We start from the raw sequence: 21832 nt of genomic DNA on the forward strand, positions 1-21832 counted from the left end.
TTGCCTCATGGAGAAACATAAACTACGTTGTCACCTCTGATAACAACACTACCCAGTTTTCTCACAATATCTCCTTCTTTAAGCTCTTCCGCATCGTCCAGTACAAGGTTCATGTGAACATCATAACCCTGGAGTTTTCCACGGAATTCTCTTGCGCCCTTTAGTCTCACAATTACAGGTGTGTTCAAAGAATCGTTCAATATATCAAGAGGTCTGTTTCCCATTTTAGTCGCCCTCAGCTAAATAAATTCGAATAATTATACGCGAGTATTAAATTGTAAATTTGTTTATTTACTTATACATATTGCGATGCACCAATGTTGCATATTCAGTATATATAACTATCGCAGAAGCCAGCTTTGAAGCAGATAAAATCAGCATTATCGCAAAGATATATAGGCCCCAGTAACCAACTAATATATAAGCAACAAGACATTTAAGAGCTCCGTAACACGGCAGGGGCGCATAAGGAGAATTATAATGAGTAAAATTCCAGTTATACTGACCATAGCAGGTTCTGACTCTGGAGGAGGAGCAGGAATTGAAGCAGATATCAAAACAATAGCCTCACTTGGACTCCATACAACATGTGCCATCACATCAGTCACGTCACAAAATACTACCGGAGTCCTGAGTGCTTATGATATCCCTTGTGAAGTCATACGTAACCAAATAGATGCCGTCTGTGAGGATATGAATATCATATGGGCTAAGTCAGGCATGCTCTCATCTTCGGACATAATAGCGACCGTTGCAGAAATGGTGAAAAAATATGACCTGAAATTGGTGGTTGATCCTGTCATGGCAGCAGAGGCTGGTGGGGATCTGCTTCGAAAAGATGCCATCACAACCTTAAAACAAAAGCTTTTGCCTTTAAGTGAAGTGGTAACACCAAACATCAATGAAGCAAACATTCTTGCAGGAATGCAGATAACAAATATTGAGGAAGCAAAGGAAGCTGCCAAGCTTATCAGTCAGACAGGCGTTAAAATTGTCATTGTAACTGGTGGGCACCTTGATGCATCAGACATAATATACGATTCTGAAACTGACATGTACACCATAATCCCCGGAAATTTTGTCAAAGGCGGCACCCATGGATCAGGATGTACCTATTCTTCAGCGCTTGCGGCAGCACTTGCGCAGGGATACAAAATAGATGATGCTGCAAAAAAAGCAAAGGACTTCGTCGTAGAGGCCATTAAAGGAAGCATGCCCGTGGGGAACGGTGTAGGACCTGTCAATCAGTTATCCCATGTCCTGAAAAACTCAGAAAGATATACAGTCTTGCAGGATTTAAAAAATGGAGTGGACATACTTGTCCAGTCCAATCACTTTACAAGACTTATTCCTGAAGTCGGGTGTAACATAGCAATGGCACTGCCATCTGCAGCGTCAACCTCGGAAGTGGCTGCAGTCACAGGCAGGATCGTCAAACTGAAAGGAACCGCACAGGTCGTTGGTGAAATCGATTTTGGCGCAAGCAGCCATGTTGCCCGCATAATACTTACTGCAATGAAGCATACCCCAACATCACGAGCTTCCATGAACATCAGGCACTCCCAACACCTTGTGAACATATGCAAAGAAGTTGGCCTTAGCACATCATCATTTACCAGGGAAGATGAACCTAAAGATACACACACAATGGACTGGGGAACATCAGACGCCATTGATAAGCATGGAGCTGTACCCGACATCATTTACGATAAAGGTGGCATCGGAAAGGAAGCCATGATCAGAATAATGGGGAACAGTGCCACAGAAGTTGCAAGCACTGCGGTAAAAATATCTGAAATCTATGCATCTCTGAAAGATCAAAACTAAACGACATCACCTACTTAATTCACATTTTCATTTTTTACAATAATCACAAAAAGCGGGCCCTAGGAGAGTGGAAATAAAATGGAATCAGAAACATTCAAGGAACTTTACCTTTCAAAAGAGATAAGAAAAAGCATAAAAGAGATGGGGTTCAGGGAGCCCACTGAGATCCAGGTAAAATCTATCCCCCCCATACTTGAAGGAAAGGACATTATAGGCCAGGCGCAGACCGGAACCGGTAAGACCGCAGCATTTGGGATCCCATTGATGGAACTTCTTGACCAGAGTAACAAAAATACCCAGGCAATGGTAGTATGCCCAACAAGAGAACTTGCAAATCAAGTCTCTGAAGAACTCAGAAAACTTGCAAAATACATCCCTCTACTCAAAGTTTTACCCATATATGGCGGACTTCCAGTTGATTCCCAGATAAATGCTCTGAAAACAGGAGCTCAGATCATAGTAGGAACACCAGGGAGAATATTAGACCACCTTGAAAGACAAACGATGCCTACTGATGACATTGGTATTATCATACTTGATGAAGCCGATGAGATGTTGAATATGGGATTCAGGGAAGATATAGAAGAAATACTGGAAAGCATCCCATCCGGCAGGCAAACATTACTCTTTTCGGCAACGATGCCAAAACCCATACTAGATCTGACAGAGCAATACCAGAAGGACCCTGTGCACATAAAAGTAGTTCATAGAGAACTTACTGTACCCCAGGTAAAGCAATATTACTTTGAAATAAAGGATAATGCAAAACCAGAAGCTTTGAAAAGGCTTATAGAAGCTGAAAATATCAAGTCTGCACTCGTCTTTTGTAATGCAAAAAAGGAAGTTGACAAATTGGTCATTAAACTGCGTTCCAGAGGATATCCTGCCGAGGCACTTCACGGCGATATAAAGCAAAACAAAAGGGAACAGAGGATGGACAGGTTCAAGAATGAAGATATTGGTATCCTGATAGCGACCGATGTAGCGGCCAGGGGCATAGATGTCGATAACATAGAAGTTGTTTTCAATTACGACCTTCCTCAGGGACTTGAAACATATGTCCACAGGATAGGAAGAACTGCAAGGGCAGGCAGACCGGGACTTGCCTATACTTTTGCATCAAACAAAGATCATGGGAAACTGAAGGACATAATGCGTATCACAAATACCGAAATCATTAAAAGGGAGCTCCCAAGCCACAGAGACATAGAAAGAATTAAAGAGAATCGAATCGCGGATGACATCAGGATGCACATCAAGCGAGGACATCTAGACAAATATGATGATTTTGTCTCAAATATCGCAGGCGATGATATGAACTATCGCCAAATTGCAGCTGCGCTTGCAAAGATAATACTTAAGGATGAGAAATAAAACAGAGGAAAATAAATGAAAGATTTTGTGATAATTGGACATAAAGTATTAACAACCGCTGACTTTTCACTGAACGACCTGCCCGGTTCTGCCGGAAGAATGGATATTCTATGCAGATGCGTCAATTCCGCACTTTTCCTTTCGCATGGAATGAGACGTGATATCAATGTCCACCTGGTACTTCTTGGAGAACCAGACCCAGGAAAAGTAATAAGATTCAACGGAGAGAAGTTGAAGTACCTTAACCCCGACGAAAGAAGTAGCGGCTCTCTCATAAAGAAGGCACTTGAAAGAGATGCAATTAAATATGAGACACAATCTACCCCCGGCGTATGGATACGTCGCGCAGGACTTGAAGAACTGCTTATGGAATTCAAGGATGCAGGCAGGGACATCTATTATCTGAGAGAGGATGGGGAAGATATCAGAGAATACACCGACCTTAACACAGATGCTGTATTCGTGCTTGGAGACCATATGGGAGTTACTGAAGAAGAAGAGGAGATAATTGCAAGACTTGCAAAGCAGACGCTTAATATAGGGCCCATTTCACTCCATTCAGACCACTGTATGATAATAATTCATAATGAACTGGACAGAAAAGAAGCATAACTAAAAAGTGTTATATTAGATAGTACCCATCTGTTGCCAATTATCCTGATAAAAACCGATATAGAAACTACATAGATAAAAGTGATCCAATGACCATACTTGAAACCGCTACGAAGATAATCAACGAAGGACCCATTTGTGACCATTGCATGGGACGACAATTCGCCAAATTATCCACAGGCCTTACCAACGTAGAAAGAGGACAGGCCATCAAATTGAGCCTGGCAATGGAAGGAGATGCTTCATTTAAAGATACAGGTGATGATTCTTTACTTGAAGAACTGTCTAAGAGCAGCGTCTATGCAAGAAAGAGCCTGAAAATCGAAGGTGAAGATGATAAATGCTGGGTGTGCATGGGTATTTTTGACAAACTAGACCTATGGGCCGACAGAGCAATTGAAAGCATTGGAGATATAGAATATTCCACATTCCTGATGGGAACAAAGGTCAGCGGTCTGGTCGGCGAGAATGAGGAGATCCTCTGGAGTGAATGCGGAATCACGCAGGCCGAGCAGTTTAAGACTGAAATGAACCGTGAGGTCGGCAAACTCATAGCTGCACGCACAGAAAAAGAAGTTGAGTTTGAAAGACCGGATGTTGTTGTAACCATGGATATTGCTGAGGAATCAACCAGTATCCGGGTAAAGTCGGTTTATATACAGGGAAGGTACAGGAAACTCTTAAGGGGAATCCCTCAGACAAGATGGCCATGCAGAGGCTGTGGCGGCAGAGGCTGTGAGCAATGCAACAATACAGGAAAACAATACCCGGAATCCGTAGATGAGCTTATAGCTGAAGAAGTGATCAAGGCAACGGAGGGGACAGATACTAAATTCCACGGTGCAGGACGCGAGGACATCGATGCCCTTATGCTTGGAACAGGAAGACCTTTCGTTGTAGAAGCACTAAACCCGGTTATTCGCAGCATAGATGTATGGGAACTTGAAAAGAAGATTAATGAGTTCGCGAATGGTAAAGTGGAAGTCGAGGGACTAAATATAGTGGAAAAAGGTGTAATTGAGAATCTAAAGTCCGCAAAGGCGGATAAAGTTTATAACCTTAAAGTTACATTCAAAGAGCCTGTTTCCACGGATAAACTTGCAGATGCTATAAACTCCCTTATTGGAGTACAAATACATCAAAGAACTCCACAGCGGGTATCCCACAGGAGAGCAGACCTTATCCGAAAACGATATGTCCATAACATGCAGCTCATAGAGAAGACAGATGAGTATGCCATTATAGAAGTATACTGTGATGGCGGCCTGTATGTAAAAGAACTTACGTCAGGAGACGAGGGAAGAACTGTGCCAAGTCTAACAGAAAAGTTAGGAATACAGGCAACAGTAGCTGAACTTAATGTCGTCAAAGTCGACATATAACACATCAGATATAACATTTATAAATTAAACTAATAATTTGATCAATGGAGGAAAATAATTATGGGAACATCACACGGCGAAAAGCACTGTACAAGGTATAAGTTACAGAAAACCACAAGAGAAAGAGGACTTTCACCTATCAGCAAGGCAATTCAGGAATTCGACAACGGACAGATGGTCCACATCGATATTGACCCAAGTGTACAGAAAGGAATGCCAAACGCAAGATTCCAGGGAAAGACAGGAAAAGTCATTGGTCAGCGCGGCCGAGCTTTTATCTTGCAGATAAGGGACGGAAAGGCTACAAAAGAGCTCATATCCCTCCCACAGCACCTGAAACCGCAGAAATACTAAATTCACAGGAATTTCAGGTTTGACACCTGAATTACCTTTCTTTATCGTTAGATATATCTTTATTGCATGTATTTAACGATACAAATACATCTTATTGTCATCCAGGGATGACCTAAACCCCAAATAATGCACAGAGTGTATACCAATGATAGTAAAAGAAGTTCTGAGTGAAGAATTGTTAACCCTGTCTGAAGTAAAGGGTATGTTGCATGAGATTATGGAAGATCGTCTCAAAGATGAAGATGAACTTGGATATGAATTGCGTAAAGCTATCAATCATGCAGAAATGTTCTCAAAGACAAGCCCTGAAAAAGCAAGGAATCTTGTAAACAAACTTCTTGAGCTTGAAAAAATGAAGCCCGAAATAGCCATCCGGCTGGCTGATGTAATGCCACTGACCAGAGATGAGCTTAGGTCACTTTATGCAAAAGAGAGATTCACACTTACAGAAGAAGAACTCGATGAAATGCTAAACCTTGTAGAAGAAGCAATGGATTAGATTTATATTCGATACATCCCTTTTTTAATTTTGATGGAAGTTGCATGAGTAGCAGCAGGTATGTCACAGGAGGAAATATATGACAACTAGGGGAAAGCCACCTGAGAAAGAAGAATTTGCATGGATTTTAGATTATCTCCCATATGGAAGTTCAGATGATAAACGCCCAGCATATCAAAAGAAACCTCTTGTGCAGGCTGTCGGAGAAATTCATTTCGTGTTAATGGAACTTGTACCTAAAGAAGGAAAAGTACCGGACATCCAGTCCAGAGTATATATTGGAGACGGTGACCGCGACCTTGTAGATCATGTAAAGCACCGCATACCATACCAGGATTTAAGTCATGGTGCGCAGCTCGAGCTACCCTACATCCTTGAAAAGACCGTAAAACATGATGAAGAAAGGTTTGTCAAATTCTTCAATGATGCGCACCCAATTACAAACAGGCTACATATGTTAGAGTTACTCCCAGGTATTGGAAAGAAACTTATGTGGGCCATCATAGATGAGAGGAAGAAAGGGGCGTTCAAGACCCTTGAAGAATTACACGAGAGAGTCGGAGGAGTACACTCCCCAGGGAAAGTTGTTGTCAACAGGATCATAGATGAACTAAAGGATGACAATATCAAGTACAGACTTTTCACAATACCTCCACGTCGTCAACGTAGCCATTGAAAGGTGTTCATTTCTTGGTTTATGATATTTTAAGAAAATATGGTATCCGTGGTGGATACCATGACCAGCATTTTTTAATAGATGAACGAATCCTTGACAGGATTGTAGATGCTGCTGACATAAAACCCCATGAGACAATACTTGAGATCGGAGCAGGTATTGGCAACCTGACTGAAAGGCTCATGGAGAAAGCAGGTCACGTAATTGCTATTGAGCGAGATCCCGAACTTATTGATGTTCTAATAGACCGTTTTGGAAACCTGGACAAACTTACCCTGATTCATGGAGATGTGCTCAAAGTCGAGTTCCCTTCTTTTGACAAAGTAGTCTCAAACCTACCATATTCCATTTCTTCCGAGATTACATTCAAGTTATTCAAACATGATTTTAAGTTAGGAATACTCATGTACCAATACGAGTTTGCACAGAGACTTGTGGCACATGCCAATTCAAAGGATTATAGCCGCCTTTCTGTAAATGCGCACTATTTTGCTGATAATTCAATGATCATGAAAATACCACGAGGGGCTTTTTCCCCACCACCTGAAGTCCTTTCTGCGGTGGTTGAGATCAAACCAAGACATGCAGATTTTGAAGTGCTTGATGAAAAGTATTTCCTTGATTTTGTTACTGCAGCTTTCGGCCAAAGGCGTAAGAAGATGAGGAATTCCATCATCCGGAACAAGCAACTCCTTGGTATAGATGATATGAAAGAATTCATACATGAATTACCGCAGGAACTAATTGATAAAAGACCTGAGAATCTGGAACCTGAGCAATTTGCACAACTTGCCAACATGATGTTCAGACATAAACAGGAATAACTATTTTTGAATCTATGGTTACCATCAAACACCTTAATGCAATGATCGATCTTGCAGAACAGGTATACGAACCTGCTGAAGATTCTTATCTACTTGCAGACACTGCTCTTGAGTTTACAAAAGAGAACATGCACATCCTGGAAATTGGGACAGGCAGCGGTTTTGTATCCGCAGTCCTTAAAGCTAACAGGAATATAAAGCTTGTAGCAACAGAAATAAGTCCTTTAGCTGCACGCTGTGCAAAATCCAATGGTATCGATGTTATCAGGACAGATATGTTTACAGGATTGAAAAGTAAACAACAGTTTGACATTGTGATATTCAATCCCCCATACCTTCCAACTTCCGAAGAAGAGAAAGTCCCAGGATGGTTAAATTACGCTTTTGACGGTGGCATCGATGGACGTAAGGACATCAAACCATTCATGGAGCAGGTACATGCTTACCTGAAACCGAGTGGACTGATATTGCTGCTTGTATCATCCATAACCGGCATTGAAGAAGTTATGCAGGAAATGGAACGTCATGGCTTTAATTCATGGATTAAGGCAAGAGAAAAATGTTCCTTTGAAGAGCTAGTAGTCATTGTCGGAAAAATAGTCGATTAAATTAAGATATTTTTAACTTTTGAATTAATTATTTTTAACTATTGGATTAATTATATTACAATCATATTAAGACATAGTAAACTTAAATATGTGTAATAATATATTAGACTTGTGTATATTCCTATTGAGCATTTGCACACCCAAATCATAAGAGTGAGGAAAAACATATGAATAAAACAGTTCTCCTCAAACATAATAAAAACGATACAGCTAAATTAAAAAAGGAAATTGAAGACATCTGCGATAATATTTCTGTGCACAATATCGACCAGGATTATTATGCAGAAGTACAGCCTATTGGAATATCTTCATTGTTAGTCTTCAAACTAGAGAAGGACACAAGTGGTAACTTTGTAGAAAAAGCATTGAGGATCGCCTCTAAGAATAAGATACCAATACTGCTCATTGTATCCGAACCTGATAGCAGGTTCTTTGACCAGATATCTATAGCAGATGGAGTGTGGTACATTAAAGAACCATACACCAAAAGTGAGCTGAGGTACAAAATTAAAGGTAACTATTCAGCCTGGCACGATTTGCCTATTGGTACTGATTTCATCGAAATAGAGATGTCTGCTCACTAACAATCTAACAATCAAAAAAGCAATCAATAGCAACAATCAAAATAAATGATTCTAATGAAATTTACGTTTCAACTTTTTGTCAAGATTGTTATTGATAGCGTTTTTATCAGGCTGAATAGTTACAATTAAAGAAGCTGTAAGCTCTGGAAAGATATGCGATTGGAATTACCACCTGATAACCGAAAGTGCGAATGACATTATCTTCACAATGAGTGCTACCGGTAAATTTTTTTATGTAAGCTCTTCAGTAAAAAATATCACAGGCTTTACTCCGGAAGAAATATTGGAAAATTGTCTAAAAGAACTTGTCACAGAAGAATCTTTCAATTACATCACCGGCGTGATTGGCACCTTCTTCTCCAAGCTCCAAAAAGGTACACCTGTAAAAGCACCTGTTTTTGAAATAGAGATCTTATGCAAGAACGTATCAACGTTATGGGTAGAATTGAATGTTAACCCTGTTTTTGATGAAGAGAAGAACTTCAGGTATTTTACAGGAACAATGCGTGATATAAATGATCGCAAACAAGCAGAAGAGCGTTTCAGGATTGCAGCTGAATGTACTAATGACCTGATATATGAGTGGGACATGAAAAATAACCATTTAAAGTGGTTCGGAAACATTGATGAAGCACTAGGTTATGACCAGGGAGAAATATCGGAAACACTCAATGCATGGTCTGAAAGAGTACATCCGGATGACCTACAAGCTGTCATGAAAAAGATAGAAAACTATCGTAACACAGGAGATATTTTTCAAGCAGAATATCGCATGATAACAAAGAGTGGACAAATCCGACACTGGAAAGAACATGGCACGCCCATATTTGATGACGTTACAAAGGAGATAAGCAGGACAATTGGTGTCTGCTCTGACGTCACTGATAAAAAAGAATCAGAAAAGGCCCTGAAAGAAAGCGAAGAGATGTTCCGCCTTATTGCTGAAAATGCAAATGATGTAATATGGATACTTGATGCAAGTGGTAATACTCTTTATGTCAGCCCTTCAGTTGAAAACTTAAGAGGATTTACTCCTGAAGAATTGAAGAGTTTATCTATCGAAGAAAGATTTACACCCCAATCATTCCAGGACTTGATGGAATTATGGAATGCTTTTTTTAGTACATTCAAAAAAGGATTTATCCCCGATGTCCCACGCACCATCGAACTAGAACAACCATGCAAAGATGGTTCTACCGTATGGGTAGAAATGCATATCAATCCAGTCATTGACAATGAAGGTAAGTTTAAATTCTTCTTGGGAATCAGTCGTAATATTGATAAACGTAAAATAAATGTAACTATTCAGCCTACCACAATTAGCCTATTGATACTGATTTAATCAAAACGGAGATGTTTGCTCACTAACAACCTAAGAATCAAAAAAGCAATCAATGGCAACAATCAAAATTAATGATCCTAATAAAATGTAGGTCTCAACTTTTTGTCAAGATTGCTATTGATAGTGTTTTTATCAGGCTGAATAGTTACAAATAAATGAGCTTGAACTTAAAAAACAGGCAAAACTGCTTGACACCATTTTTGATCTTGCCCCCGTACCCATGATACTTGTGAACAGAAATACAATTGTTGAGAATATAAACCAAGAATGTATGGAAATTTCAAAAACAAGTAAAGAAGCATCCATTGGTAAGAAATCTGGAGAAATATTCTCTTGTGTTAATGCGTCAAAAGGGAACGGATGCGCAGCCAATGAAGAGTGTTCCAGATGTATTTTCCATACTGCTGCGATAGAGACATTCAAAACACGAAAGAACATCCATAAAAGAGAAGGAACCACCACAATTAAGTTACCCAACAGTGTACAACTTGAACAGAACGTACTAGTCTCAACTGCCTATATCGACATATATGATGATGAAAAAGTAATCCTCAGTGTTGAGCACATAACAGAGAGAAAAAGAGCAGAGAAAGCAATGCTCATGTCTAAAATGGAAGCTGAAGAAGCAAATCGAACAAAAAGTGAATTCCTTGCAACCATGAGTCATGAACTGAGGACACCACTGAATGCTGTTATCGGCTATTCGGACATGTTACAGGAAAATATTTTTGGAGAACTGAACGTAAAGCAAAAGAGATTCGCAAGCCACATATCAACAAGTGGAAAGCATCTGCTGGAGCTAATCAATGACATCCTGGACCTTTCAAAAGTAGAGGCAGGGAAAATTGAGCTGCACTTTGAGGAATTTGATGCCAATGAAGTCATGAGAAATGTGTGCAACATTACCAGTCCCCTTGCCAGGAAAAAGCATATAGATATCGAGTTCTTGACATCAAAAAGCCTGAAGATACACGCAGACAAGACCAGGTTTAAGCAAATACTTTACAACCTCATAAGCAATGCTATAAAATTTACTCAGGAAAGGGGCCATATAGAGATTGTTGCAGCTGTTGAAGATGATATGTTGAAACTATCTGTAATCGATAATGGTATAGGAATGAACGAAGATGAACAAAGTAAACTTTTTACTCCATTCTACCAGGCAGATTCCTCCATTTCAAGAAAATACCAGGGTACAGGACTTGGACTGTCAATTGCCAAACAAATGGTAGAATTACATGATGGTAAAATAGAAGTAGAAAGTAAAGCTGGCAAAGGTAGCACTTTCACTTTAAATATACCTGTCAGTCAAAATATTTAAAAAGATGGTCAAATAAAACCATCTATCAATTCTTCCACTAATTCTGTTTTTGGAGTATTCTTATAGAGAGGACCCTGAACGAGAACATCAAGGTAGTCCTCAAAACTTGGCTTTTCATTCACATAGAAAACACCCAGAGGAATCTTATCGCCCCATTCAAGCGATTTCTCAAAAGCCCTCACCCGGTCATTTAACTCATAGCCGGACTCATTCATTTCATAAACTCTTTCAGAGTACCACTTAAAAGTATTCAGCTTGTTGAAAGAAACACATGGCTGAAGCACATCAACAAGAGAAAGACCTTTGTGCTCTATGGCTTTTTCAATAAGTTTGGAAAGGTGGGAGATATTACCAGCATACCCACGGCTTACAAACGAACAATCCAGCGATATTGCCAGAGACAACGGATTGAGCGGCATGTTGAACACCCCATGTGTCTGAACCTTAGTTTTCATACCGATCTCACTTGTGGGTGATGCCTGCCCTTTTGTAAGTCCATATATCTGGTTGTCATGTACTATCATAGTAATATCAGGATTCCTGCGAACAGTGTGCAGGAAGTGGTTACCCCCTTCACCATAACAATCCCCATCCCCGGTGACAGCAAGAACTGTCATTTCATGGTTGGCAATCTTAGCCCCTGTTGCAGGTGGCAATGAGCGACCATGTAGTCCGTTAAATGCATTACATTTCAGATAATGAGGGAGCTTACTTGACTGACCAATCCCTGAAGCTATGAATACCTCGTGAGGCGAACGCCCCAGGTTCACAAGTGCCTGTTTAATGGCTTTAAGGATACCAAAATTACCACATCCCGGACACCATGCTGTTTCAAATTTCCCATAATCTTCTATACTGACCATTCAGATCACCCCTTTTTCTTTAAGAGCAGCAATTATGAATTCCGGACTGAAGGGCTTACCATCATACCTGAGTATGTGTTCTGTGACATTTATGTCGGCATCCACTTTCAAAAGGCGTGAAAACTGCCCGGTAGAATTATTTTCAACACAAACAGTCTTTTTGGCTTTTGCAAGTAATTTTTTGGTGGGCTCAACAGGAATCGGATGTATATGAGTGAAATAAACAAGATTTACAGACTTCCCCCCATCATTTAAGATGTCCACGACCTCTGCAAGTGAGCCATATGTGGAACCCCATCCCATCAACGAAATAGATGCATCCGAGCTACCATATACTTTTGCCTCCGGCATCTCCTCCCTAAGCACTTCCAGTTTTTTCATACGTTTATCATTCATCTTGATACGGTTGACAGGATCTTCATTGATGTGGCCGAACTCATCATGTTCATCGCTGTCAGCGACAACAAGTACACCTTCCTGTCCTGGAAGGGCACGGGGGGAAATTCCAAGTGGAGTGAGTTTGTAACGCTTGTATTCTTCCTTCTTCGTCCTTAGTTCCTGATCAGACAGAAGATGCCTTTCAACTAGCACTTTTGAAGTATCGAACCTTGGACATGTGAACAGAGAATCTGCCAGATACTGGTCACTCATGACAAAAACAGGTATCTGGTATTTGTCTGCAATGTTAAAAGCTTCCGTAGTGAGATAGAAGCATTCTTCTGGCGTACCTGGTGCAAGGATACAACGTGGGAACTCACCCTGAGCAGCATTAAGGACAAACTGGAGATCACCTTGCTCAGTCATAGTAGGAAGGCCCGTGGCAGGCCCTGGGCGCTGGCAGAGGAAAATAACGGCAGGTGTTTCTGTGATACTGGCAAGCCCAAGAGCTTCAGTCATCAGGGAAAAACCACCTCCTGAAGTAGTTGTCATCGAGCGGGCACCTGCAAAGGATGCTCCAAGGATCATATTCAATGCTGCAATTTCATCTTCGGCCTGCTCAACTACAACGTTGAATTTGTCTGCGTTTGCAGCCACATAGGTCATTACACCGGTAGAAGGAGTCATCGGATAAGCTGCAAGGAACTGTACACCGGCTGCAAGGGCACCAAGGCCTACGGCCTCATTTCCATTAACAAGCATCATCTCCTCTTTTTTCCCGGGATCACTAACTTCAAACTTACAGCCACCAGGATAATTCTCTTTGACATAATTGTAACCTGCACGTGCTGCGTCGATATTATTTTGTATTACCCCATCGCCTTTCTTTTTGAAGGCTGCTTTTAGTATAAATTCGAGATTTGACAGCTCAAGACACAACAGACCAATGACCGCCCCCATAGAAACAGAGTTTGAGTATATTTTATCGCCACAGACATCTTTGGCTATCTTTAGCATTGGAACATGAAATATAGAATCTGCATTTTCTTTGACATCAATTACATCCGAATCAACAACTACTACACCTTCTTTCAATTCAGACATATGCTGGGTGATGGACTCACCATCCAAAGCCAATAGGATATCTACAGTTTCGGTCATTGCAAAAACAGGAGAATCACTTATGCGTATCTGGAAAGTGTTATGTCCCCCCCGTACTCTGGAAAGATAGTACTGTGTTGCAAAAACATGGAACCCACTTTTTTTCAATGTCTTGGCTAAAGCCATACCGGTGGTTTGCAGCCCCTGACCTGCTGCACCCCCTATTTTCAAATTTAGATCAATATTCACGATTATCCCCTTTTATTTTCCGTGCATTAAATAAGATAGGTAACACCCTAAGACGACATTGTAAGATAGGATATTTGCCATATGAAGCCAAATCAATGCCTTACTTGAATTCTACCCGTAAGGATAGAAATGAATGTCTAATCCCCCTTTTATTTTTTGGACTGAATCTATAAATATTATTCGTAAACAGGACCCAAATAAAATCTAAATGAAAAATAATCAGACCTTTAACTAAAAATAAGAATGTTAAACTAATAAATCACACAAGCTATCCACGAGAAAAGGGAATAAATGTATAACTAATGAACAAGAATATATTTATATAATATATTACCATTAATAATATATAAATTTGTGAAAAATAGATAGTATTCAGGCCTAGCGTGATATAAATGGAAAGAATGCCCACAGGAATAGCGAATCTGGATAAAAAGATCAGCGGTGGTTATCCCAAAGGAAAAGGAATCCTCATTACCGGAGTACCTGGTGCTGGTAAGACCATATTTGGATTACATTTTCTGCATAAATCATGCATGGATGGGAAAAAGTGCATAATGGTGGCAACCGAAGAAACACCTGAAGACCTTTTAGAGCAGGCAGCAATGCTTGGTCTTGGCCTTGAATCATTCATAGAGAAAGGTCTGCTTCAAATTAAACAGGTTATAGAGTACAGAATCAGGGCTATTGCAAGAGAAGCTCATCTGATAGATGATTTCAGTGATACTGAAATACAAATCATAGAAGAAACCCAGCTTGACAGATCAATCAGACCTGACCAGGAAGGGTTCAATATTGAAGAAATAGACATTATTGATCTTGTAAGACTTATATCTGAAAATGCTGATGTGGCAGTCATTGACAATATAGGAGTATTGGCTTTTGGACTTGAAGCTAAAGAGTTCAGAGATAAATTTGATACGATCAATCGTTTACTTGCAAAACAAGAGACTACTACTCTATACATTATGGATGAAGCCGCCTATGAGATGACACACAAAATTGCAGATTATTCCACTTACGGAGCTGTCAAATTAATGGTGAAGGAAAACCCATATACCGGCAAGAATGAGCGTTTCCTGAGTATACCAAAAATGCGAAGTACGAAGATAACCCTTGACATCAACGTATTTGACATCACATCTGCAGGTATAAGCCTAAAAGGATCGAAGGGTAAATTAGTAGAACTCTAAAATTACCAGAGGACATCCTTACTTTTTTTAACAATTGGCTGAAAAGATGCATAGTGGGAACTTTGAATTTTCTATAAAAATACCATGATAGGAAACAGTGCCATCATGTATATATAATAAAAATCATAATATATAATTAAATATTAAACAAACCTACATCATTCAATCAAAAACTTATCAAATAAGGCATCAAGGAGTTTTTACCATCACACCTTCCACCACTGATCCAAAAATACTCATCGTCGATGATGAGATAATGAATATAGAATTGCTTAAGGCATATCTTGAAGAAGAATATGCAGTTATCTCAGCCACAAATGGAAATGAGGCGCTTAAACTAGTGGGTGAAGATGAACCTGATGTGATCCTTCTTGATGTAATGATGCCTGATATTAATGGTTACCAGGTATGTGAAATTCTCAAAGGGGATCCAAGAACCCAATTCATACCTGTTATTATGGTAACGGCCCTCTCAGGAAGAGATGACTGGATAGCAGGTATAGAGGCAGGTGCTGACGAATTCCTGACAAAACCAGTTAACAAGATGGAACTTTTGACACGCATAAGCTCATTGCTTAAGTTAAAGAATATGCATTATGACCTTCTGACAGAGAGGGATAAACTCAATTTACAAAATAAGATCAGGTCCGTGCTCACACAGATTATTCCAGTACTCCTGAAAACATTGCCTGGTGAACAAAAAAGTATTGTTATACACCAGATGATAGACATGGTAGTGGAAGCAATTATGGAAAATGCAGATTCTGAAAATAAAGTTATGAGCTATGAAGGCATAGGCGATGTCTGCTGCCAGATAATAAACCAGTTGGGAGCTGATTTTAAGTCAGAACTGTTATCAGATGAGAATACCATTTTCACAATACAGGGAAATGTCTGCCCATGGGGAAAAGAAGAAGCACAACTAAACCCCATACTATGTACCCTTTCAAGAGGAATATTCTCAAGAATTGTAGATATTTATGGACAGGATATGGAAGTAGATGTGCTCGAAACCATGGGAAATGGAGACGAGCAATGCATATTCCAGCTAAATAAAATAGATTACTGAATCAAATCCAGTATTCTTATTGCAAGATAGGCTGCATTCGCCCCATTGTCAACGCCCACACTTGCAACCGGTACACCCGGAGGCATCTGTGCAGTCGATAGCAGGGCATCAAGACCCATCATCTTTGAGCTTACAGGAACCCCTATTACCGGTTTTTTTGTTTTGGAAGCGATGACACCTGGCAGTGCAGCAGAAAGACCTGCTATGCCGATGTACACTTTTGAATCATTTTGTGCAACATATTCATCCAGTCTATCAGGATTGCGATGTGCAGATATAACCTGAACATCATAAGAATAGTCTGTGCTATCAAGAACACCGGTTACTCTGTTTGCCACGGCCCTGTCTGATTCGGACCCCATTATTATTGCAATATCAACCATTTTCTACTCCTAAGGAAGATTACCTTCGCCCCTTAACTCTTGCTGACGTTCTATATTCATACGGATAAGTATGTCGAAGATCTCCTCGACAGCAGAAGCATCAAGGTTCAATTCGATTGCAGCATCAACTGCACGATCCTGAACTACTGTGTTTTGTGAAGGATCATTAATGTTTATCCTTTCTTTTTTCTTGGCTTCCAATACCTTTGCAGCCATACCAACCCTTTTATGAATAAGCTGTATGATCTCGCTATCAATCTGTTCTATTTCTTCACGTACTTCTTTGATAGTGGACATGTATTCCCCGCTAATTTAAACTAAGCATTAGATTATACTTGCACCCTTATTATGTATGTTAGTCTTTATCATGGTTCCGCTGGCACCACAGTCATTCCATGCATCCCCCAGCTCACCAGCCTGATCCGCAGTGACAAGTGCGACATAAGATGGGCCGGTGCCTGAAAGTGAAACACCTTTGACACCTATATCCAGCGCACGCATCAGAAACTCAGTATCAAAACCAAGTGCACTGCAATAAAGAAAACCATTAAGAGTCATTGCTTTTTCGAAGTCACCTTTCAGGGACAGTTCATATGCAATGTCCACCCATGGAGCAATCACACGAGAGCGTGAAACATCAGTGTTAGAACTAAATGATTTTTCATCCGGTGCAAATATCAATACATCATATTCATGTTCTGTTCTTTGAAGTAACTTCATTTCCCTGTTGTCAGTTACAACAAAGCCTCCGTAAAATGAAGCACATGCGTCATCCAGAGCTCCTGTAATTGTTACTTTTGCATCAAGAGCAGCCCTCACACCTATTTTTACTGTTTCAAAAGGATCGAGTTCTTTATCAATAGCAGCAAGAGTAGCAAGAACAGATGCGTTTGCTGCAGCACTACTGCTTTTGAGACCACTTGCAAGAGGGACTTCTGATCTTGTTGTTACAGTCCCACCCATATCAATACCAAAATGCTCAAGTACATAAGATACAGAATTCTCAATAAGTCTTGTATCTGCATCAGGCATGCCTTCGATTGTTCCATTTATCTCAGATGCATCATCAAAAAGTCTTACATCTGCAAATGTTTTAAGATCGATACCAAAAGCCGCACCTTTCCATGTGGCTATTGCGTTGATGACCGTACCAGCACCAAGTGCATAAGCATTTCCTTTTAAGACCATTCAATATCCCTGTAACATTTATAGATTGACAAAGGTGCACCACTGCTTCCAGGCGAACCACTGTATTAATCCATACCAGTACTATAAACTATTAAAGAATAATGTTCAAAAAAAAAGAAAACAGGGATAACCACTTCCCATTTATACTAATTATGAAAGTATTTGCCCCTTAAGCTTATTGTAGCAATTCCTGTATTTTTTAATAAGTTCAGGAGTATGGATGTCTTTGTTGTTTGAAAAACAATCATCTATCCTGTCTCCCATATAGCTCCCATTTTCTGAAGATAAAAATTCAAGGAAAAATTTTCGATTATGAAAATCCAGAAGAGTATCATTAAATATTCCTTCACATGAACCATAGAACATAAGGATACCATTAGACACAAGACCATAAAACTTTATTTTTTCATAAATTTCTCTCTTCATTTGACCTGATGAACTATATGAACTATTATCCTGTAAAGTTACAAGTACACTGAATCCTTTACTTTTCTTTAAACCACACGGTATTGTTTCCGGAAAAAGTACATGTGGCGCTAAACCAATCTGTTCGAGGTCATTTATAAGCTCTGATGATCTGGAACCACCCACTACGATCAGGTGATCGATCATCTTATCTTCGGCCAACAATTTCACGATCTCTTTCTCAAATTCCGTGCAACCTATTATACTCATCAAAGGAATATCATCATCTCCTGGCAAACAGTACGAAATAATTAAAAACAGACAGGTTAAAATAAACTGATATGAACATTATGAAACCCAATAATACACCCCATATAATAAGGGGTTAAGTAGTTGTATATAAAGTCACCGAGTACTTTACTGGTTATAACAATATGGTAGATGTTGCTATGCAGGGGAAAAAACACAACTCTGGAAAATACAATCAACAACGGGTACAAACGATACTTTTATAACAAATACGTGTCACTATAATTACATTCTCCTGTCCATTGGATTCGGAGATCATTAAAGAATAGTGACACGATCATTAAAGTCAAGATTGTAAGCAGGCTAACCTAAATGGCTTTTTGCCTGAAAGGAAAAGTTTGTTGAAAAAGGCGTATTCATGCCGCAAACACATTAAAGTGCTAAACTGAAAAATGTTCTTTAGCAAACATCAGTATCATATCTGCAATTAATTTGTAGAACTGGTGCATATAATTAACAGGACATCGACCTGAAAGCATTTGTATTCACAGGCAGGATTACGGAGAAGATCAGATGAACGAAGTAGTGTTTGGAGTAAAAGACGACAAGCAACTTGAATACACTTCAGAGAAGTGTATCGGTTGCGGAACGTGCGTAATGGCATGTCCTAAAGGTTCATTAGTTCTCGGTTCAGTGGGAGCCGTAGCAAGAGGACTCATAGACAAAGATTTCCTTGAGAACCAGACAGAGCTCTGCATTGTATGCGGAATCTGTGCAAAGACATGCCCTACAGGTGCACTCGAACTGAAACAGGCAGGAGAGCCTGTAAACGACAATAGTTACTTAAGCGTTGCACTTAAAGACACAACTGTCAATGACAACTGTGTCCACTGTGGACTTTGCGAACAGGTATGTCCGCAGGGATGCATTGAAGTGAAACAGTGGCTATCAAATGATGGAGCCGCAAGTGTTGACGGTGAAACCATAATTGATACCGAGTGTTGTATACACTGCGGATGGTGTGAAGCTGTCTGTCCTGCTAAAGCTATCACCGTAGAGAAACCATTTAAGGGAACATGGACCAGAGATGAGGATACATGTACTGCCTGCCGCAGCTGCATAGACACATGTCCATGTAATGCTTTGTTCAACCCTGACTGGGATGCCGGTGAGAGAGTGGACAAGGTTGCACAACGTGCTGATGCATGTATATATTGTGGAGCATGTGACATGGCCTGTCCGGTAAATGCAATTACTGTTACAAAGACAGCCATTATCCCTGAGGTCGAAAAGAAGACACTTCTTGAGAAGAAGTTGCTCAATGTTGAAATGAAAAGACCAACACTCACCTCCAGACTTGTCATCGATGAAGATGCATGCCTGGGATGTGGAAACTGTGTAATCGTCTGTCCGGTCAATGCAACTGATGAAGAGGTTGGAGCTGGATATCTGAATGAAGTCGATGCCAAGAAGGTCCTTGAAGTAAGGAATGGTGTAGCACAGGTTGTAGACCAAGAGATGTGCGGTTCAGATGGTGCATGTGCTATGATCTGTCCGGTAAGTGCCATTGCACTTGTGAGAAGGGAGGAATAAAAATGGCAGGAACTATTGCAATCAAGAACGGTTACGTTTATGATCCCCTCAACGAGATAAACGGGGAAATTATGGACATCTTCATCAAAAACGGAAAGGTCGTAACAGAACTTTCCGGTGCAGACATGAAAGATGTAAAGGAAATTGATGCAAAGGGCAAGACTGTTATGCCCGGTGGTGTCGACTCACACTCCCACGTAGCAGGAGCAAAGGTCAATACAGGCAGAACGATGAGACCTGAGGACCACTACAAGCACTACCAGAAGAGAACACCACTCACACATTCAGGTTCCGGATATACTGTACCTTCAGTTTACCTTGGAGGATACGAGTACTCCAAAATGGGATATACAACTGTTTTTGAGGCAGCTGTCCCACCAATGGAAGCACGCCACACACACGAGGAAATGCGTTCAACCCCAATGCTTGACATGGGTGGATACCTTGTACTGGGTAACAACTGGTTCCTCATGAGATACCTCAAGGAAGGAGATATCGAAAAGGCAGCAGCATACGTTGCATGGATGATGAAGACACACAAGACCTATGGTATAAAATGTGTCAACCCTGCTGGTGTAGAAAACTGGGGATGGGGACAGAACGTAAGTGCTCTTGACCAGGCAAACATTCATTTTGAAACCACACCGGAAGAAATGATAAAGAACCTGACAGAACTGAACGAACAGCTCGGAATCCCAATGCCTGTGCACCTGCACGCAAATAACCTTGGACACCCAGGATGCTGGGAAATAACAAGGGACTCACTCAAGATACCAAAGAACGTCAAGGCAAAGCCAAATACAGATGTTGAGTGGGCAGAGACAAAGAAAAATGCAAAAAGGCACGAATCAGTTTACCTCACACACTGCCAGTTCAATGCTTTTGGCGGTACATCCTGGAGAGACTTTGAGTCTGGTGTAAAAGGAATCACTGACTACGTCAACAGTAATGACCATGTTGTGTTTGACAGTGGTTGTGTACCTTTCGGTGATGCAACAGTCATGACCGGTGACGGTCCTGCAATCCATGACCTCTATGTACTTACCGGCCACAAATGGTCAAATACCGATGTAGAGTGCGAGTGTGGATCAGGTGTACTTCCATTCGAATATCTAAAGGGCAATCCTGTACACAGTGTACAGTGGGCAATGGGTCTTGAATCACTGCTCTATGTCAAGGACGCATGGAAGACGATCATGACGACTGACAGTCCTAACGGTGGACCATTTACCAAGTATCCACAGGTCATTGCATGGCTTATGTCCAACAAGGCAAGACAGGATACATTCGCCGAATGCCACAAGTGGGCAAACGACAGAACCGGTCTGGCCGGTGAAACAAGGGAAATGACACTTAACGAGATTGCTATGGTTACACGTGCAAACCCTGCAAGAACGATTGGAATGTCATACAGGAAGGGTACACTTGGCGTTGGAGCAGACGGTGACGTTGCTATCTTCAACATCGACCCAAAGAAGCTCGAGGTCAACGACTACGAGAGCATCATAAGAGGCTTTGAGAACACTGCATACACCATCAAGGCCGGAGAGGTCGTATCCCAGATGGGCGAGATCGTTGCAATCCCTGAGAAGAACACCTTCTACACGGATATTGCAATAGATGCAGACGATGAGAAGAACATGCTTGCAGATGTAAAGAAGTGGTTCAAGTACTATACAATTGGTTTCGACCGATACCCAACACCTGAAAAGTACCTGGCAAACCCAACACCGATTCAGGTCAATGCGGAGAAGTGATTTT

23 protein-coding genes are annotated in these 21832 nt (G+C 40.7%); 16 read left to right on the forward strand and 7 right to left on the reverse strand.

All coding sequences use genetic code 11. The features are described from left to right. Positions 1-5 precede the first annotated feature (5 nt). A complete protein-coding gene (locus tag WN948_RS03425; protein WP_342305597.1) occupies positions 6-224 on the reverse strand; it encodes an LSm family protein in 219 nt (72 codons plus the stop codon). A gap of 256 nt (positions 225-480) precedes the next feature. Here WN948_RS03425 and thiD point away from each other — a divergent pair, with 256 nt between their 5' ends. The 12 genes from thiD to WN948_RS03485 all read left to right on the forward strand — a co-directional run bounded on the left by thiD (position 481) and on the right by WN948_RS03485 (position 11403). Beyond that, on the forward strand, positions 481-1827 hold the full coding sequence (thiD, locus tag WN948_RS03430) for a bifunctional hydroxymethylpyrimidine kinase/phosphomethylpyrimidine kinase (protein ID WP_342305598.1): 1347 nt from the start codon (positions 481-483) through the stop codon (positions 1825-1827). A gap of 78 nt (positions 1828-1905) precedes the next feature. Further along, a complete protein-coding gene (locus tag WN948_RS03435) occupies positions 1906-3201 on the forward strand; it encodes a DEAD/DEAH box helicase (protein WP_342305600.1) in 1296 nt (431 codons plus the stop codon). Between the two features lie 15 nt (positions 3202-3216). Then, positions 3217-3813: a tRNA (pseudouridine(54)-N(1))-methyltransferase TrmY gene (gene trmY / locus WN948_RS03440; protein ID WP_342305601.1), complete on the forward strand. Its 597-nt coding sequence runs from the start codon at positions 3217-3219 to the stop codon at positions 3811-3813. Positions 3814-3902: 89 nt separating this feature from the next. Further along, positions 3903-5195: a tRNA pseudouridine(54/55) synthase Pus10 gene (locus WN948_RS03445; RefSeq protein WP_342305602.1), complete on the forward strand. Its 1293-nt coding sequence runs from the start codon at positions 3903-3905 to the stop codon at positions 5193-5195. 60 nt (positions 5196-5255) lie between these two features. Continuing rightward, the gene (locus WN948_RS03450; RefSeq protein ID WP_342305603.1) at positions 5256-5549 is read left to right on the forward strand and encodes a 50S ribosomal protein L21e; all 294 of its coding nucleotides are present in this window, start codon (positions 5256-5258) and stop codon (positions 5547-5549) included. Between the two features lie 145 nt (positions 5550-5694). After that, positions 5695-6048 carry an RNA polymerase Rpb4 family protein gene (locus WN948_RS03455; RefSeq protein ID WP_342305604.1) on the forward strand — a complete coding sequence of 118 codons (354 nt, stop codon included), beginning with the start codon at positions 5695-5697 and terminating at the stop codon, positions 6046-6048. Positions 6049-6127: 79 nt separating this feature from the next. Further along, entirely contained in the window at positions 6128-6724 is a 597-nt protein-coding gene (locus WN948_RS03460; RefSeq protein WP_342305605.1) for a DUF655 domain-containing protein, read from the forward strand. Between the two features lie 14 nt (positions 6725-6738). Continuing rightward, on the forward strand, positions 6739-7548 hold the full coding sequence (gene rsmA, locus WN948_RS03465; protein WP_342305606.1) for a 16S rRNA (adenine(1518)-N(6)/adenine(1519)-N(6))-dimethyltransferase RsmA: 810 nt from the start codon (positions 6739-6741) through the stop codon (positions 7546-7548). A 14-nt stretch (positions 7549-7562) separates the two neighbouring features. Then, positions 7563-8156 carry a HemK2/MTQ2 family protein methyltransferase gene (locus tag WN948_RS03470; RefSeq protein WP_342305607.1) on the forward strand — a complete coding sequence of 198 codons (594 nt, stop codon included), beginning with the start codon at positions 7563-7565 and terminating at the stop codon, positions 8154-8156. Positions 8157-8323: 167 nt separating this feature from the next. Then, the gene (locus tag WN948_RS03475) at positions 8324-8740 is read left to right on the forward strand and encodes a hypothetical protein (RefSeq protein ID WP_342305608.1); all 417 of its coding nucleotides are present in this window, start codon (positions 8324-8326) and stop codon (positions 8738-8740) included. 175 nt (positions 8741-8915) lie between these two features. Continuing rightward, positions 8916-10082 (forward strand): PAS domain S-box protein, encoded by a 1167-nt coding sequence (locus WN948_RS03480; RefSeq protein WP_342306527.1) that lies wholly within the window; start codon positions 8916-8918, stop codon positions 10080-10082. 271 nt (positions 10083-10353) lie between these two features. After that, the gene (locus WN948_RS03485; protein WP_342305609.1) at positions 10354-11403 is read left to right on the forward strand and encodes a HAMP domain-containing sensor histidine kinase; all 1050 of its coding nucleotides are present in this window, start codon (positions 10354-10356) and stop codon (positions 11401-11403) included. Positions 11404-11411: 8 nt separating this feature from the next. Here WN948_RS03485 and WN948_RS03490 read toward each other — a convergent pair whose 3' ends face one another. Together WN948_RS03490 and WN948_RS03495 are read right to left on the reverse strand one after the other, a co-directional pair. Beyond that, positions 11412-12266, reverse strand: a complete 855-nt coding sequence (locus WN948_RS03490) for a 2-oxoacid:ferredoxin oxidoreductase subunit beta (RefSeq protein WP_342305610.1) — start codon at positions 12264-12266, stop codon at positions 11412-11414. Beyond that, positions 12267-13994, reverse strand: coding sequence for a 2-oxoacid:acceptor oxidoreductase subunit alpha (locus WN948_RS03495; RefSeq protein ID WP_342305611.1), 1728 nt, complete (start codon positions 13992-13994; stop codon positions 12267-12269). A gap of 392 nt (positions 13995-14386) precedes the next feature. Between WN948_RS03495 and WN948_RS03500 the strand changes: the two genes are divergently transcribed. Together WN948_RS03500 and WN948_RS03505 are read left to right on the forward strand one after the other, a co-directional pair. After that, positions 14387-15184, forward strand: a complete 798-nt coding sequence (locus tag WN948_RS03500) for an ATPase domain-containing protein (protein WP_342305612.1) — start codon at positions 14387-14389, stop codon at positions 15182-15184. Positions 15185-15422: 238 nt separating this feature from the next. Beyond that, a complete protein-coding gene (locus WN948_RS03505) occupies positions 15423-16253 on the forward strand; it encodes a methanogen output domain 1-containing protein (RefSeq protein ID WP_342306528.1) in 831 nt (276 codons plus the stop codon). Here WN948_RS03505 and WN948_RS03510 read toward each other — a convergent pair. The 4 genes from WN948_RS03510 to WN948_RS03525 form a co-directional block, all read right to left on the reverse strand. Continuing rightward, positions 16247-16636 carry an AIR carboxylase family protein gene (locus WN948_RS03510; RefSeq protein ID WP_342305613.1) on the reverse strand — a complete coding sequence of 130 codons (390 nt, stop codon included), beginning with the start codon at positions 16634-16636 and terminating at the stop codon, positions 16247-16249. The two genes, WN948_RS03505 and WN948_RS03510, sit on opposite strands and share 7 nt — an antisense overlap. A gap of 9 nt (positions 16637-16645) precedes the next feature. Then, positions 16646-16933: a chorismate mutase gene (locus WN948_RS03515; protein ID WP_342305614.1), complete on the reverse strand. Its 288-nt coding sequence runs from the start codon at positions 16931-16933 to the stop codon at positions 16646-16648. 27 nt (positions 16934-16960) lie between these two features. After that, complete coding sequence (locus WN948_RS03520; RefSeq protein ID WP_342305615.1) at positions 16961-17824, reverse strand: shikimate kinase; 864 nt, start codon at positions 17822-17824, stop codon at positions 16961-16963. Positions 17825-17974: 150 nt separating this feature from the next. Beyond that, positions 17975-18499, reverse strand: coding sequence for a hypothetical protein (locus tag WN948_RS03525; protein ID WP_342305616.1), 525 nt, complete (start codon positions 18497-18499; stop codon positions 17975-17977). Positions 18500-19051: 552 nt separating this feature from the next. Between WN948_RS03525 and WN948_RS03530 the strand changes: the two genes are divergently transcribed. Together WN948_RS03530 and WN948_RS03535 are read left to right on the forward strand one after the other, a co-directional pair. Continuing rightward, on the forward strand, positions 19052-20071 hold the full coding sequence (locus WN948_RS03530) for a 4Fe-4S binding protein (RefSeq protein WP_342305618.1): 1020 nt from the start codon (positions 19052-19054) through the stop codon (positions 20069-20071). Positions 20072-20073: 2 nt separating this feature from the next. Continuing rightward, entirely contained in the window at positions 20074-21828 is a 1755-nt protein-coding gene (locus WN948_RS03535; RefSeq protein ID WP_342305619.1) for a formylmethanofuran dehydrogenase subunit A, read from the forward strand. The last annotated feature ends 4 nt before the right edge of the window (positions 21829-21832 follow it).

It is taken from the genome of Methanolobus sp. ZRKC5, from assembly GCF_038446525.1.
Classification (GTDB): Archaea; Halobacteriota; Methanosarcinia; order Methanosarcinales; family Methanosarcinaceae; genus Methanolobus.